The 14,229-nt window shown below is 58.3% G+C and carries 12 protein-coding genes; all 12 read right to left on the reverse strand.

Annotated elements, in window-relative coordinates; translation table 11 throughout:
• Positions 1-22 precede the first annotated feature (22 nt).
• The 12 genes from ligA to OH491_RS24925 all read right to left on the reverse strand — a co-directional run bounded on the left by ligA (position 23) and on the right by OH491_RS24925 (position 14,199).
• Positions 23-2,023 carry an NAD-dependent DNA ligase LigA gene (gene ligA / locus OH491_RS24870; protein ID WP_068768541.1) on the reverse strand — a complete coding sequence of 667 codons (2,001 nt, stop codon included), beginning with the start codon at positions 2,021-2,023 and terminating at the stop codon, positions 23-25.
• 303 nt (positions 2,024-2,326) lie between these two features.
• The gene (locus OH491_RS24875) at positions 2,327-2,872 is read right to left on the reverse strand and encodes a hypothetical protein (protein WP_068768539.1); all 546 of its coding nucleotides are present in this window, start codon (positions 2,870-2,872) and stop codon (positions 2,327-2,329) included.
• 60 nt (positions 2,873-2,932) lie between these two features.
• Positions 2,933-3,370 carry a hypothetical protein gene (locus tag OH491_RS24880; RefSeq protein ID WP_068768538.1) on the reverse strand — a complete coding sequence of 146 codons (438 nt, stop codon included), beginning with the start codon at positions 3,368-3,370 and terminating at the stop codon, positions 2,933-2,935.
• A gap of 95 nt (positions 3,371-3,465) precedes the next feature.
• Complete coding sequence (locus OH491_RS24885) at positions 3,466-4,104, reverse strand: hypothetical protein (protein ID WP_068768537.1); 639 nt, start codon at positions 4,102-4,104, stop codon at positions 3,466-3,468.
• Positions 4,105-4,153: 49 nt separating this feature from the next.
• On the reverse strand, positions 4,154-5,398 hold the full coding sequence (locus OH491_RS24890; RefSeq protein ID WP_068768536.1) for a hypothetical protein: 1,245 nt from the start codon (positions 5,396-5,398) through the stop codon (positions 4,154-4,156).
• A gap of 146 nt (positions 5,399-5,544) precedes the next feature.
• Positions 5,545-6,039, reverse strand: coding sequence for a hypothetical protein (locus OH491_RS24895; protein ID WP_068768535.1), 495 nt, complete (start codon positions 6,037-6,039; stop codon positions 5,545-5,547).
• Positions 6,040-6,099: 60 nt separating this feature from the next.
• Positions 6,100-6,639 carry a hypothetical protein gene (locus OH491_RS24900; protein WP_145928488.1) on the reverse strand — a complete coding sequence of 180 codons (540 nt, stop codon included), beginning with the start codon at positions 6,637-6,639 and terminating at the stop codon, positions 6,100-6,102.
• A gap of 810 nt (positions 6,640-7,449) precedes the next feature.
• Positions 7,450-8,490, reverse strand: a complete 1,041-nt coding sequence (locus tag OH491_RS24905) for a hypothetical protein (RefSeq protein ID WP_068768533.1) — start codon at positions 8,488-8,490, stop codon at positions 7,450-7,452.
• A 37-nt stretch (positions 8,491-8,527) separates the two neighbouring features.
• On the reverse strand, positions 8,528-11,719 hold the full coding sequence (locus tag OH491_RS24910; RefSeq protein WP_068768532.1) for an N-6 DNA methylase: 3,192 nt from the start codon (positions 11,717-11,719) through the stop codon (positions 8,528-8,530).
• Between the two features lie 206 nt (positions 11,720-11,925).
• On the reverse strand, positions 11,926-12,246 hold the full coding sequence (locus OH491_RS24915) for a hypothetical protein (RefSeq protein ID WP_068768531.1): 321 nt from the start codon (positions 12,244-12,246) through the stop codon (positions 11,926-11,928).
• Positions 12,247-12,256: 10 nt separating this feature from the next.
• Entirely contained in the window at positions 12,257-13,525 is a 1,269-nt protein-coding gene (locus tag OH491_RS24920; RefSeq protein ID WP_068768530.1) for a hypothetical protein, read from the reverse strand.
• Positions 13,526-13,719: 194 nt separating this feature from the next.
• Entirely contained in the window at positions 13,720-14,199 is a 480-nt protein-coding gene (locus OH491_RS24925) for a hypothetical protein (protein ID WP_068768529.1), read from the reverse strand.
• Positions 14,200-14,229 lie beyond the last annotated feature (30 nt).

Below are 14,229 nucleotides of genomic sequence, written 5' to 3' on the forward strand. Positions count from 1 at the left end.
TGGCGGCTCCCTGTCTGTGAATTCAGCCGAGGATTGTATAAAACTCCGCCTCGTTGATGCACTTTGTGCCGAGGTTGCGGGCCTTGACGGCCTTTGAAGAGGTCGAGTGCGGGTCGGCCATGACGAGATAGTCGAGGCCCTTGCCCACGGAGTCCTTCACGGAGTGCCCTTTGGCTTCCGCCATTGCCTTGAGCTGCAAGCGGGGCACCGAGGAGGCTCCGGTGAAGCAGAATGATTTCGCGCCGGGAATTTCGGATTTCTTTGCGGTTGCCTTGATGACGACGCCGTTGGCGAGGAATTCCTGAATCAGGCTTTTGTTTGCGACGAGGGCCTCGTTGAGGACGGGGCCGATATTGGGCACACCGGCGGCCCCGGCGAATTCAGCTCCTCCGAGTTTGCCGGAGAGCCAGTCATCAAGCGTGTCCATGCGGCCGGGGACGGCCTCCTGAATCAGGGCGACACGGCGTTTGCCCAGGCCGTCGATGCCGAGCGAGCCGAGAAATTCCGGAAGCGTGAGCTCGCGTTTCGCCTCGATTTCCCCGATGATTTTCCGGGCGCGGTTCGCCCCGAGCCTGATTTTTTTATCCCCGAGGGGAAGGCATTCCAAAAATTCGGGATCATCCTTGAGTGTATAGAGATCCGCCGGGCTTTTGAGTTTCACGGATCGTGAGCCTGCATCCATGTCGGGGAGGATGCCTTCACCGGGTTTGCACAAGGCGTCAAGAACCTCGTCGCCGATGCCCAGGATATTGAGAGATCGGAGGTAGCGGCCGATCTTGCCGGTGAGCTTTGCGGGGCAGTTGTCGTTGAGGCAGTACAGCATCACGGATTCCCCGCCCTGCACGTTTTTTTTGCGTCCGACCGGCCCGCCGCAGACGGGGCATGCGGACGGTTCGGAAACCGGGATGCGATTTTCCGGACGGGTGACGACCTGCATGACTTTCGGGATGATGTCGCCCGCTTTATAGATGACGACGGTGTCGCCGATGGCGATATCGAGGGCGCGGATGACCTCCCAGTTGCAAAGGAGCGCGTTTGAGACCGAGGTGCCGCCGAGCTGCACCGGATCGAATTTTCCCGTGGGGATGATCGCGCCGGTGTGCCCGACGGTCAGCTCGACGGCGCGCAGCACCGTGCGGGCTCCTTCAGCCGGGAATTTGATCGCGATCTGGCCCTTGGGTCGCTGGTCCCGTTCGCCGAGCGAGATTTGCGCCGGGACATCGTCGAGCTTCACGACCATGCCGTCGATCCAGAACGGGAGGGTGGCCCGGCCCGCGCGGGTTTCTTCATAAAATCTCCAAGCGTCGCCGACATTACCCCGGCGCCAGGGCGACACGGTGAAGCCGGCTGCCTCAAGCAGAACAAGCATGTCCGCCTCGGTGCCGGCGATGACGTCGCCATCCTCGAAGTGGGCGCGAAAGGCGCAGATGCTCAATAATTCCGCCTGTTCGCCGTTTTTGCGGCGGGCGATGCCGTTGCCGAGGTTTCTTGGGTTGGACACAAAGTCCGGGTCGGCTTTTTTCCAATCCTCGTTGAGTAGCATGATTTCGGCGCGGATGAAACCGGTGAAAGGGCTGCCGGCGATTTTCACGTCCTCGCCCGGACAGTTTTGGAATTGCCGGGCATTGGCTGTGATGTCTTCACCGATCAGGCCGTCGCCGCGGGTGACGGCGCGGATGAGCCGGCCGTTCAGATATTCAAGGGCGACGCTGCCTCCATCCATTTTCATGGAAACGGTGAGCATCTGGTTTTGGAAACCCATGTTTCTGATCCATGCGGCGAACTCGTCCTGGTTCATCGCCTTGTCCAGCGAGCCCATCGGGATGGCATGTTTGGCCTTGGCCAGCATTTCAGAAGGGACGGCGCCGACGACCTTGAGCACGTCATGGCCGGGCGCGAGCTGGCGCAGCCTGTCCTTGAGTGCGTCGTAGGCGGCGTCCTCGAGCATGGCGCTGTCGGAATTGTAATAGGCGAGGTCCGCGTTGCGGATTTGGGCCGCGATTTCTTCTATATTGGAATTCATATTATGATTTTGGATTTGGTTGTAATGAAAAAATCCGGGGCGGACATGGGTCCGCCCCGGATTGGTATTGATGGTGGAGAGATGTGATCAGCGGGTGTGATGACGCGGGATCGTTTCGGCGGGAGGCGTTGATTTTCTTGTATGGAATGCCGTTTCCGCCGGTTTGGAGCCGGAAGATGTCCGCGCAAAAAAACGCCCCGGCGTTGCGGCCGGGGCGGAAGGAGGGACGCGCCTTTGCGGCGCGGAGGTCAGGCAATCAGAAACGCGGCGGGGTCTTTGATTCCGCGGTCGAAAGTGGCCAGTTCAAGCGACGGGCAGAGGGATTTTTTCACCGTGCCACAGGCGGGTGATGTCGCGGAGGGAGGCTTGGCATACGTGTTCGATGTCCGGGCGCTGGAGGCATTCCCAGAATTCGTCCGCGGCCGTGAGCACGTTGTCCTCGGTTTTGAGTTCCGTTTCCCTGAGCATGGCGAGCAGACTGGGGGTGAAGTCCTCCAGCGTGGTTTCAAATATCCTTTGGAATGCGCCCAGCATGGCGTTGGCCGTGGCTCCGAGTTCATCTTGTTTTTGACGCAGGATTTTTTTCCGCTCGCGTTGATCCCAGGTGAGTTTGCCGGTGAGGGATTTCAGCTCGGACTTTATAATGTCGAGCCGTGGTTTTGCGGCGATTCGCTCTTGTTCGACCGTTATGATCATGAGTTCCCACCAAGTTTGGATGTCCCTAGGGGTGGAATTCTCTGTGAGTGTGAATTCCGGCAGGGTGATTTTTGGGATTTCCGGCGGGGGCGGGGATTCTGGCGGCGCCGGGAGGCGGTCTCCCAGCGGCAGTTCGAGTTGCACGGAACTCATGGTGATTAGATGTGGTTGCGCGGAGTGGGTTGCAGTCAGGGCGAGGCCGGGGAAAAAAGGCTACGTTTGGCGACTGGTGTCGCGGACGGGGGCGGGCGGATTTTTTGCGATGGGTGTGTGTTCCAGACTCCAGAGTGAGAGGTAGTCCATCCGGACGGCCATCTGGCAATCGGGCGGGAGGTCGGAGAATGGGATGCGGGTGCCCAGGTGGTTTTTTCGTCCGATTTGCGGAGCGTAGCCCCATCGGTTGGTATCGCCGGGGGAGGGGAGGGAGCCAGATTGGCCGAACCCTTGTGGATGGAACGGGTGCTTGCTCATGCCGCGGTAGAAAAATTCGCCGCCTGTTTTCGGATATCTGCCGGTGTAGATGACAGTGTAGCGGTCAAAGGTTTTGCCACCGTTGTCATAGCACCGGATGTATTTTGGGATGCCGGCGGGCAGGAGTTGTTGATGGCGACGGAGGGTTTTTGCGTTTGAACGGCAGGCGGGGAGTTTCATGGGAAGATAAAAAATCCCGGCGGAGGATGGCGCCGGGATGAGATGGCTTGTGCTTTGAACGGAGGATGCCGGGCCGGACGCTTGCGGGGGTGGTTTTAATTTAATTTTCCGAGCAATTCGGAAACATGTCCGGCCATGTTTTTGAGGGCGCTTCGGATGCCTTGTATACTATCGATTGAAAGTCTGATTTCAGGTGCAACTTCGCCACAGAGGTCGGGGAGATCGGCGACATTGGCGCAGTGTTCGGCGATGGCGGCCAGTTCGCTATCGCCGGTTTGTTTCAGATGGGGAAATAAATCCCCCCATGTGGTGTTTCTTTTCCGGGCGGTGGCGGCCGGGGAATTCCGGCAGGTGTTTGCCGGGGCTGCGGGGCGGGCCATGGCTTTTGCGCAGGGCACGGCGGGGCATGCGAATACCTCCGCGAGGAGTGCTCCCCCTTGTTTTTTTGTGTCTGTGTGGGGCAGCATGAGGAAGGTGCGTCCTTCCGCGCGTGTGACCTCGGGTTTGCCGAAGGGCATGCCGGTGAGCCGGGCAAAATTTTGCCGGTATTTTTCGAGGTTTTTCGCCGTTGTTATATACGCCAGCAGGGTGTGGGCGACAATTTTTGGGGAGGCTTTGCCGATGGGGAATGCCTCGGCGAGGTTGCCGTCGATTTTCGGCAGGCAAAGGAAGGCGCGTTTGGTGTCGGGGCAGGTGGAGACGTGCAGATTTAGGAACGATAGTTCGGGTGTCATGGATTTGCCGGGATGCCGGGGATTTGATTCCGGGGGATTTGGTTCGCGATTATCCTGCGAACGGATTGGCGATTAAGTTTCGGAATAACCCGGCTTGGTGTTGTTTAAATGCGGAGGCGATGCCTGGGGGCCGGGCATGGAGAAAACAATGGAGTTTGACCGCGTCGATGGACCGGCGGGCGGCATGCAGCGCGGTTGCCATGTCCATGACCGGAGCGGCGGCATGGAAGACGGCGCGGGCGGCGAGGGATTCCGGGGTGGTTTTGTTTTTGGCGCGGGCGCGACAGAATTGGATGATGATTTGTCTGGCGTTGATGAATTCGGCGGGCGGGCAGACCCCGAAGGAGAATAATTCGGCGATCTCGACGGTTTGCCGGCAGGCGACGGATTCGAGCAATTCCCAGGCGGCGGGCTCGCGGTCTGGCGAGGAGCGGATGCATTGGCAGGCGAATCGCCGGAGCAGCTCCGGATCGGGAGCTTGCCTGAGTCTGGCCAGGATGTGCGCGAGGATTTGGGGCGTGTGGGCGTTGTCCCATGCTTCCATCATGGAATCGTGGCGGAGCAGGAAATCGCGCGTGGTTTCGTCCAGGCGGAATTTTTCGCAGAATTGCACCGGGGACAGGCGGTGGCCGGCATGGAAGCGTAGAATCAGGGAGCGGAATTTCTGCCGGAAATCCAGTTCGGGTTTCAGGAAAGGATTGTTGAACCGGCGGCGGAATAGTGCGAGGTGCCGGCGGTGGATGGACTGCTTTAAGCCCGCGGCATATCCGGAGGACGCGTTGGCCGTCGCCGCGGTTTTGATTTCGGCGAGGGCGATCAGCCAACTTTCCGGCTGGTTGATTTTGGTGGCGTGAACGACGGCGAGGCGGGCACAGGCCGTGGCGGGATCCCCGGTGCGGCCTGTGCATGCGTGGCGCAGGATGTCGTGACGGATCGGGTCCAGGTTTGCCGTGGTTTTGCCGCCGGAACGCGCATGGCGTGAGGCGGCTTGGATGGCCTTGCGGCAGTGGCTGCAAGGCGGCAATGGCAGGGATGGGTCGCGGATGCATTCGAGCACCCAGAGACTGAGCTCGTGCAGGAGGTATTTGTGGCCGGACAGCAGGATGATGCGGGCCAGGAGTTCCGGGTCGGAGCTTTGTTCCCATGCCTCGGACATGGAGGCGCGGGACTGGACGGCACTGCGCACGTATTCCGGGGCGCGGGTCCACTTGCAGAACGTTTTTGGGTTGTTGCAGGCAGAGGGAAAGGCGGGAAATCTCACGGTGTGGCCGGAAAACTTTGAAAAAAGGCTCATGGACGGGATGGGTTCAGGATGGCATATAAAAAAACCTCCGGGCCTGAGAAATCGAAGGCCCGGAGGTTTTTTGCAGGTTTTAATTTTGGGACTTCAGATGCCGGATGCCTGTAGTTTACGGAGTGGTTTATTTTGCGCAATGGTGCTCAGGCGATTTGTTCCCATGAGACATGGGTGAGGGAAGGGCTGCCGCCTTCCTGGACGGGTGTCGTGATGCTGGCAAAGAGACGGAGCGGGCGCGATGTGTCCGGGAGGCCGGAGAGGGGCACGGCAACGGCCTTGTTCGTATTTTTTTTGAAGTGGGCCGCGAGGAAGGCGGTGGGGAACACGCCGAAGCAGGCGGAGGCACCCAGGTTTTGCGCGGTGTCGAGCAGGTCGCAAAGCATGCTCATGCCCTCGGGGACGCTGTTGAGAGGAGCGGCGCCACGAAGTTTGCCCTCGGGGATGTTGATGATTTCGAAACCCCGGTCGCGGGCGGAGGCGAGTTGCCCGGGGGTTGGTTCGTGGCGGGAGAACCAAAGTGCTTTTTTCAGAGTCATGGTGGTGACGAGTTTGGTTTTGTGAGGTTTGCGCAGAAAGGAGCGCATCCTGCCGACGAATTGCCGGTTGTCGATTTCCAAGGTGTGCGCGGAGATATTCATGGAAAATGGTATGAGTATTTCCGTTTTTTTTGAAATTCGCGCAGGAAGCCCTGACTACGATCAGGGTTGCGTTATAGGGAGTCGGTTGGCTTTGATTATTCGTGCCAGCGTTTGTATTCGATGCGGCGTTCCGTCCGCAGCCAAAAGGCGAACGCATCCCGGAGTTCTTGGGGAAACTTTTTTTGGGATTTCTCGCAGGATTTTCAGAAATTCCATCTGATGGCGGGATTCTGAAATGTAGTCGAAGAAAGACATCGGGGCGGGGACTCTGTTTTTTGCCCAGGCATTGATTACCATGTCGAGGATGGCGCGGTAGTGGTTGGCGGCATACACCGGACCGGGGACGGGATGGTGTTTTTGGATGAACCATTGGCTGCATTCATGGATGCCCAGATTCCTTAGAAGGGGATTGGTATTGTAAAACATGCCGGCACCCCCGGCCCGGTGTCTCGCAATATTGGCGTTGGGATTGTCAAAAATAGCTTCTGCATGCCAGTCTCCACAGGTTCCCTCCGGAGCGGGGATGTTTAGCGCTATTTGCCCCGTCAGATAGGTTTCCGGGGTGGTGGGCGGAATGATTGCTTTAGGTGCGGGGTTCATGGGAATCCGTTTTTGCCGGGAGGAAAAAGGATCTTTGTGCTACGTGAATCGGTCCTTCCATGGCGCAGAGCCTGCCCTCGGTTGCCTGTTTTGCAGGCAACCCGGGCACGGCTATAGCTGATGCAGATTCGGGCAACGCCAACCTCTATAACGGCGCAGGGCTTCCAACCTTTCCCTTTCGTTCCGATAACCGGCCAGCAAAGTGGTCGAGTGTTTCTGGCGGTGACGCGGCATCGCGCGAATTTCGCGCAGCGTGGTCAATGCCAATTATGATTTTGAGGTGGGATTGGTGCCGGGGTAAGATCTAATTGATATTGGCCAAAATATACATAGTATATCTACCTCGATTATCAGTGACGACGTATTCAAATTCGGAACTTGGGGTTGATTTATGATGTCCTCCTTTGGCAGCGCTGGGAGCCGAGCTTCGCGGCAGCGTCACGATACGTCTTACTTATTGCCATGTGGGAGCACTCCTTCGCTCTTCTGAACAGACGTGCGCGAGCCCGGGCACGGCTATGGCTGATGCAGATTCGAGCAACGTCGGCGGCGGCATCGCGCCAAAGCGATGTGGAGATTGCAGTCGGGCTCTCTATCTCAAACTGTCGCCTGTTGCGGTCGGCGGTCTGAACGCGCCTAGTGTATTCGGTGGCAAGTGCTCTTGTCGTGACAGGAATGAATTTTTTGAGAGTGCTCATGATATGAAAAATTGCAGAGAAGACAGCGATCATCGGTGATCAACCTTCGCGCTCATCGTGGCTGCGCTGAAAGTCGGTGACTCCATCAATCTTATTTTTCGGGACAGTTTTTTTATTCGGGCTCCCGGTTGTTTCTGCACTCCTCGATGAGGGCGCGGAAGTAGGCGTCGACCTTGGGTTCGAGCAGGATTTCGACGTAGTTGCAGGCCGCGAATCGGAGCCATTTGATGCCGCTGGCCGGTGCGACTTGGCGCCTGAACAGCAGGGCGCTCTCGAATTCGTGGAGGAGGTGGTCCATCCCGTAGGGCAGTTTTAGTTTCCAGCTTTCGTCCGGGATGATGAATTCGCCGGTGAGGGCGAAGTGGCAAAGGCGCAGGAAGTTTGTGAAGTTTGCTATGTATTCATGTTGGTAGGTGAGTGTCTTTTTTCTGGGATTCATGGTTGCCTCCTGATGCAGTCCGGAACGAAAGGAGAGTATGCCCCGGTCATTGAAAGGCGACGGGAGGGTGTTGTCTTTTGTGCGGCGGTGGCCGCCTATATAGTGGGCGGTGGCTTGCCGGAGTTGCCGGACGCGGGATTCGACGGGATCGCCATAGAGCCGGAGAAAGGCTTCGCGCAAGGCGGCGGCGGTTATTTGGTCTAGCGGGGGGTATTTGTTGCGGAGGGAGGGTTCGAATTGGGCGGCTTTGCAGAAGGTTTCGAGCGGTTCGTCACTGCCGATTATGCGACCGGTGGGGGTGAGGCAGTTGCCGGTGTAGAATCTGAGCAGCAGGTCTGATATTTTTTCGTGGAGTTTGTCCAGGGTGTCTTCTTCGATGTATTTGAACGGATTGTCGGAATCATAGTCTCTGGTGTTTTTCTTAAAAGGATTCCGGCTGGCTGTTTCCTTGAAGATGGTTTTTAATTTTTCGAGTTGTTCGTGGAAGATTTTGGCGGCGGTCTCGATGGTGTCGAAATCGTCGCCGGGTGTTGCCGGTTGCGGGCAGGCGCCGGTGGAGCCGGAAATCGCGGCGTCGAGGAATTCCGAAAAGTCGGGTGCATTGTCTGGCGCGGCCGGGGCCGTGGTGTTGCGGTGGTTGGTTTTGCCCGGTTCCGGTGTGGTTGCGACCGGCAGTTCCAGCTGGCCGGCGGCGGGCGTGGTGTTGGTATTCATGATATGGTGTTGGATGAAAAGCGGCGGGTGGAGCGGCTCAGGCCGCGAGCTGGCGACTGGTGGTGTTTGGCCGGTCGAGGAGGGACGGGGTGATGTAGGCATCGCCGGCGAGGTAGCGGGCGAGTTCGAGCAGCGGGGAGCTTTCGATGCCGTATTCGTCGAGCAGGTCGGTTTCTGAGACGAAGTCGTCGCCTGCGAGCGGTTTATTGACCTTTTGTTTGCGCATGAGCAGTCCCAAAATGCGTTCCTCGATGGTGCCGATGGAGACGAGCATGTGGACCCTGACGGTTTTTTTGGAGGTGAAGCGGCAGAAACGCATGGCCCATTGGTTGAGGGCGGGGAAGTTCCAAGGCAGCGCTTCGGCGATGATTTCGGAGACGATGGGGATGTTGAGGGAGGAGCGGCAGCTTTGCTGGGTGGAGACGAGGATGGCGGACGGGGCGGCGTTGAGCTGCCGGAGTTTTTCGGCGCGTTGTCTGAACGAGTCGTCCCCGTCGAAATCGATGACGGTCCGGTCGGGAAAGACGTGCCGCAGGGTGGCCGCCAGGCGCGGGACATTTTTTTTCCAGATGGTGCCGACGGCTGTGTGGGAATTGCCGCCCTCGCGGATGAGCCGGATGATGGCCCGTTCCTTGGACGTGGGGTTGGGATCATCTTCGGGGGCCGGGGAGACGGCTTGCTGGAGCATGCGGAGGGCGTGCGCCAAGGCGAGCAGCGCGTTTTTGCGGTCGCCCCACAAAGCGGCATTTTGAAGGGTTTTCAGATTCTTGCGCGCGATGTCGCGGATGTCTTTTTGCAATGTATCGTAGGCGGTTTGTTCAGCCGGGGAGAGGGTGAGGTTGACGACCTGATGGGTGCAGGGCGTGTGGTCGAGGATTTCGGAAAGGCGGAGCCGGGAGCGTATTTGATCGAGGAAGGCGACCAGTTCGGCCTCGCAATGAGTGTCGGGGATGTTTTTTTGGGCGCCCATGACGGTGGGGCGGGACGGGGCGTGGGCGCGTTTGAACAAGGCGAATCCTCCCCGGCCCGAGTAGGGCTGGTGGAAATCGGGATTCGACTCGGTTTTGAAACAGTCGTTTTTCTTGTCGAGTTTGATCACGGTGGGGGCGATGCATCGGAAGAAGGACTGGCCGTGCAGCAGCAGCGTGAGCTGGTTGAACAGTTCGGAGGCGTGGTTGCGGGTGGGGGTGCCGGTGAGGAGCAGCCGGTGTTTGAGTTTGCGCAAGGCAGTGATGGCGGCGCGGGAGCGGGCGGCGGCGCGGGACGCGAATTCGTCGGATTCGTCGATGATGGCCGTGCGCAGGAGGCCGCGGCGCCCCAGGTCGCGGATGAGTTTTGCGTGTTTGGCGAGCTGGTGATGGGTGGCGAGCAGCAGCCGGGCCGGATTGTTGGTTTCGTTTTGGAGGACTTTCCAAGTCTCGCGCGAGTCCGGCTGGATGAACGGGATTTCCAAGTGTTCCAGATAGGGTTTCCAGTGCAGCTCGATGGCGAGGGCGGAGCTGGTGATGAGAGCAAAGGCGGGTTTGTTTTCGGGTACCCGGGCGTGTTTGAACGCCGTCCATGCGAGGGCGGCGAGGCTTTTGCCGCAGCCCATTTCCCAGGCGAGCCAGGCGCACGGCTTGAGGGCGGCGCGGGCGAGCTTCTGGATTTGCGCCCCACGTATCTCGATGCCCTTGCCCGCCAGTTTTCCGTAGAAATTTTCCATAAATTCCGTGGCTTGGTCGAGGCCGGTTGGATTTCGTTCGGATTTCAGCGGGGTTTCCAGCGACTGCCGATCGTGCTGGATGCGGGCGATGATTTTGTCGCAGTTGAGTCTTTCGAATTTGATGGGTTCCCGGTTTTTGTTTTTTGAAGGCTTGGTGTTGTGACGGGCGATTGTTTCGGCGAGGGCTTTCTGCTCCTGACGGAGATGCCAGTCGGCGATGGAATTGTCGTGGAGGGAAGAGTTGGGCCAGTCCAGCGGGTGTTTGGAAAGCAGGCGTTGGGCGGCGGTGTTGCAGGCTTTGGCGCGGATGCCGTGTTTGTCCCTGATGACGCGGATGACCGGTTGCGCGGCCTGGGGATGGTTGGCCTGCCGGAGCGCCTTTTTAAGCCGCCGCGAGGCGCGCGGTTTGCAGTTTTGGAAATAAAACGAGTCGTTCTTTTCGCCCTCGGGCCGTTCCTCTTCTTTCTCGCGGCCTTCCCAGATGGTCAGGATTTTTTTGGCTTCATCTTTATAGTCTTTGAATTTGCTCAAATTTTGCAGCCGGTTGAGGAACCGGTAGCGTTCCTGGACGGGGGTGTCGTGACGGCTGGCTTGGTCGCGGAGGATGTCGCGGGCCAGTTGCCCCCGCAGATTTTTGAGTCCGGCGCGGAATTGCCGGTAGTCGGGGGTGGCGTCGCGCCACTGTTTTAGAATTTCCAGAGGCGGGAGGTTTTTCCCATCAATGACGACGGGCCGCGCATCCGAAGGCTTTTCGTTGGGGATGAGTTTGCGCAGCAGGATGATTTTGGTCGCGAAATCCGCGACCCCGGCGTTTTTGAACGCGTCGGCGGGCAGGAGCACTTCGGCTGCGAACACAAAATGTTCCCGGATGAATTTTATCGCCTTGGCGTGAATGATGTCGTCCCTCAGCCATGCCTCCGGGCAGACGAAGCAGACGGAGCCGCCGGGTTTGGCCAGTTCGCGGGTTTTCCAGAGGAACACGTCCTCGCTGGAGGCGGCGTGCAGTTCGTTGCCCATGGGGCAGGCCGGGGCGGTCCAGCGCAGTGCGAACGGCGGGTTTCCCACCACATAATCATATACGCCGGCATGGCGCGGGTCGCGCAGATCGGTTTCATGAAATGTCGCCTTGGAGTATAAATACCGGGCGACGTCGAGGCTGTCGCGGTCGATGTCCCCGCCGGTGAAATTATCAGGGAAATGATTGGCGAAGGCGCCTGAGCCGCAGGCCGGGTCGATCACGGTTTCGGCAGGTTCGGGCGCCAGGAAGTCCGCAATGAGCCTGACGATCCAGTCCGGGGTGAAGAACTGGCCTTGTTCCAAGGCGCGCTTGGCCGCGGAATAGTCATGCCTGCCGGCGAAGTCGCCGAAGACGAGTCCGTGAAGGCCGCCTTTGCCGGTGTAGCCTTGAAACACTTTGGTTTGGCCGGGTTGCCTGCCTCCGCGAATCAAGGCGAGGATGCCGGTGTTGATTTGGGCGCGGTGTTCGTGCGGGATCGCGGTTTCAGAGGCGGTGTAAGGAGGCATGTCGATTCGGTTTCATGGATTGAGGGGAGAGGTGCGTGCACGGAAGGCGTGCGAGAGCGTAATGGGTGAGCGGGTTGGTTTTCGGACCTGTGCCGGGATAAAAAACAAACCGCCCTCCCCGGGAATGCCGGGGAGGGCGGTTTGTGGAGATTCAGGAGGAGAGGGCGCGCATCCCGTGCCGGGAGGACAGTTGGCCCGGGCGATTGTCACGTCCGAGGTTTTCGCTTATTTTTCAGGCGGCGGGATGCGTATATCGTCCCTTGTCCGTTTCCCTCGACTGATTCGACGCCGGTCAGATCAATCGTCCAGCCTTGATTCAGGGTGCCGATTCGAATTTCGCGGGCCATCAGGCGTCCTTTTGCGACTTTTACATGGCCATGAAATTTACGGCTGCCGCATTTCATTTCCGATGTCACGCCAAAGTCAGAATAAAAACCGTGTTCTTCGCAGTGGAGGTTGATTTCTTTTGCCAACCGTCTGATAAATCTCGGGTCGGTCGTGTCGAGAAGTTGGAATTTGGTTTTCATGCCCTGTTTGTTATCTTGGATTTTCTAATTCCCAGGAGGCGGGCGCGCAGCAGACCAGCCGGATTTCGCCCAGGTCGAATTTGTCATCCGGGCCGCCACCGTCCTCTTCGGATCTGCTCCCCCTGCGATAAAGGCAGTGTTCTTTTCTGTTAATCCGCACATATTTGAGCGGTATGTATTCGAGCCCGCCCATGCCTGTGGATGATTTGGGCAGGAGCAGGTATATTTTACATTTTGCCCGGGCGGCGGCTTTTTTGCATTGATCGAACAAAGTATAATCGGGGCCGGGAAGGTCGTTGCCGTGCAATTTTCCGTAGCCGCGTTTCATGGAGCGCAGGAATTTTTCCCCGGTTTGGTTCAGGTGAAGAATCTTTCGCGCTTTTTGAAATTCCAAGATCAGCATATGTATGATGACGGGAGGTAGCTCCCCGGTGTAAAACTCGGCAATCAGGCTGGAGAGCACGTTCTGGACGGTTTGGTTTTCCAAGGTCGGCGTGTCGCCAAAGAAAGCCGCAGTTTGCGGGTCGGGTGCGAGGGGGGATCTGAAAGATTCGAATTTCCAGCGTGTGGCCTCGCGCAGGTGCTCGAATATTTTTTCCCGTTTCACGACAAGGGCGTGACTGGGGGCCGGACATTTCCAATGAGGCTGGGCGTGTTCCCGGTCGGGCATGGGTTCCAGCACGGTTTCGATGGCCGCGATCATGCGTTTGAGGCACTGGCCGGGCGCCTCGCCGGGGTGTTGGCCAAGTTGTTTGTGAAATCCCTTTGGTTTCGGGCTCAAATGCCAGTGGCTCTGGCTGGTGACATGCCAGCATGAACCATCCCTCGGGTAGCCGTATCGTATGCCGGTTTCCAGCCGCCCCATTGAGTTGACGGATACTGGGATTTGCTGGACGGACACGGCCTTGGGATGGCAGTGATTGAATTGGTATTTTAGTTTTCGATACTGCATCAATTCCAAAATTTTAAGCGAGTCATCCACCGAGCAATCTTCCGTGAGCAGCCGGCGGCCCCGTTTCCATTTTGCCATGTAGGCGCGCAGGCATTTATGGGTGGCGGGGTCCTGCTCAAAGCAGGTGAACAGTTGCCCGAGCACTTCCATCGCTGTTTTTTCCCAGCCGGGGGAAAGATGAAATTCAGCGCCGGGTTTTTTGATTTTGGCCTTGAGCACGAAAGGCCATGCCTCGCAAACCAGCGCCAGCAGGATGGATTGCGGCAGGGGATGGGGAGGCGTGGCCGCCTGTTTCAGATGGGAGAGTTGGATGAAAGTTTTGCTCATGGTATTTGATATATAAAGTGAAAGGGATGGGGGGGGCGGTGCCGGATGGAAAACAAACCGCCCTCCGGAAATGCCGGAGGGCGGTTGTGATTTGGAAATTTTCCGACGGATCTGGTCTGATGACCGCTCGTCAGATCCCAAGACCGTATTCTCGCCAGCCTAAACAGTCTTGTTTGAAGAGGCGGGTGCCATATCTACTGCTCCCGGGCGGCGGCACCGAAACAGCGGGGCGCCCGTCCGTTGACGGCGGTGAGCAGTTGCCTGGCCACCTCAAGCGCGCCGGCACCGCACAACACGGCGACAGGCTCGTCCTCATCTTGGCTGCCCTGCGTCAGGAGCGCCACGTCTGTTCCGCCGGCGGTTTTTTCACGGCAATGCCGGCGCAAAACACCAGAGAGCCGCAAAGGTGCGACCTCGGGAGAGATTTTGCCAAGCGCCACATCCAGATCGGCCAGGCGGGCGCGGACACAATCCAGAGCATGCTTCACTTCGGGCGTTCCCCATCGTTTCTGCTCTCCGGTCGCGCAGATCTGACTCCAGACGTGAGCCGCCACGGCGGTCAGGACGTGCGAGTTGTCGGTGAATCCAAAGCACCCCATCAGTGTTTCCTCGACGATGGCGACATTATTCGAATAACCGATTTCGGTGTGGATGGTCGTGATGATTTTATTCATTTGCAAGGGGGGCGGAGTGATTGAGTCTGT

The sequence above is a fragment of the Termitidicoccus mucosus genome (assembly GCF_038725785.1).
Classification (GTDB): domain Bacteria; phylum Verrucomicrobiota; class Verrucomicrobiia; order Opitutales; family Opitutaceae; genus Termitidicoccus; species Termitidicoccus mucosus.

Excerpts from the sequence above, each read along its gene's own strand:
- OH491_RS24895 (WP_068768535.1), bottom strand. The coding sequence starts at position 6,039 with ATGAATATCTCCGCGCACACCTTGGAAATCGACAACCGGCAATTCGTC.
- OH491_RS24885 (WP_068768537.1), bottom strand. The coding sequence starts at position 4,104 with ATGACACCCGAACTATCGTTCCTAAATCTGCACGTCTCCACCTGCCCC.
- OH491_RS24900 (WP_145928488.1), bottom strand. The coding sequence starts at position 6,639 with ATGAACCCCGCACCTAAAGCAATCATTCCGCCCACCACCCCGGAAACC.
- OH491_RS24910 (WP_068768532.1), bottom strand. The coding sequence starts at position 11,719 with ATGCCTCCTTACACCGCCTCTGAAACCGCGATCCCGCACGAACACCGC.
- OH491_RS24890 (WP_068768536.1), bottom strand. The coding sequence starts at position 5,398 with ATGAGCCTTTTTTCAAAGTTTTCCGGCCACACCGTGAGATTTCCCGCC.
- ligA (WP_068768541.1), bottom strand. The coding sequence starts at position 2,023 with ATGAATTCCAATATAGAAGAAATCGCGGCCCAAATCCGCAACGCGGAC.
- OH491_RS24915 (WP_068768531.1), bottom strand. The coding sequence starts at position 12,246 with ATGAAAACCAAATTCCAACTTCTCGACACGACCGACCCGAGATTTATC.
- OH491_RS24920 (WP_068768530.1), bottom strand. The coding sequence starts at position 13,525 with ATGAGCAAAACTTTCATCCAACTCTCCCATCTGAAACAGGCGGCCACG.
- OH491_RS24925 (WP_068768529.1), bottom strand. The coding sequence starts at position 14,199 with ATGAATAAAATCATCACGACCATCCACACCGAAATCGGTTATTCGAAT.
- OH491_RS24875 (WP_068768539.1), bottom strand. The coding sequence starts at position 2,872 with ATGAGTTCCGTGCAACTCGAACTGCCGCTGGGAGACCGCCTCCCGGCG.
- OH491_RS24880 (WP_068768538.1), bottom strand. The coding sequence starts at position 3,370 with ATGAAACTCCCCGCCTGCCGTTCAAACGCAAAAACCCTCCGTCGCCAT.
- OH491_RS24905 (WP_068768533.1), bottom strand. The coding sequence starts at position 8,490 with ATGAATACCAACACCACGCCCGCCGCCGGCCAGCTGGAACTGCCGGTC.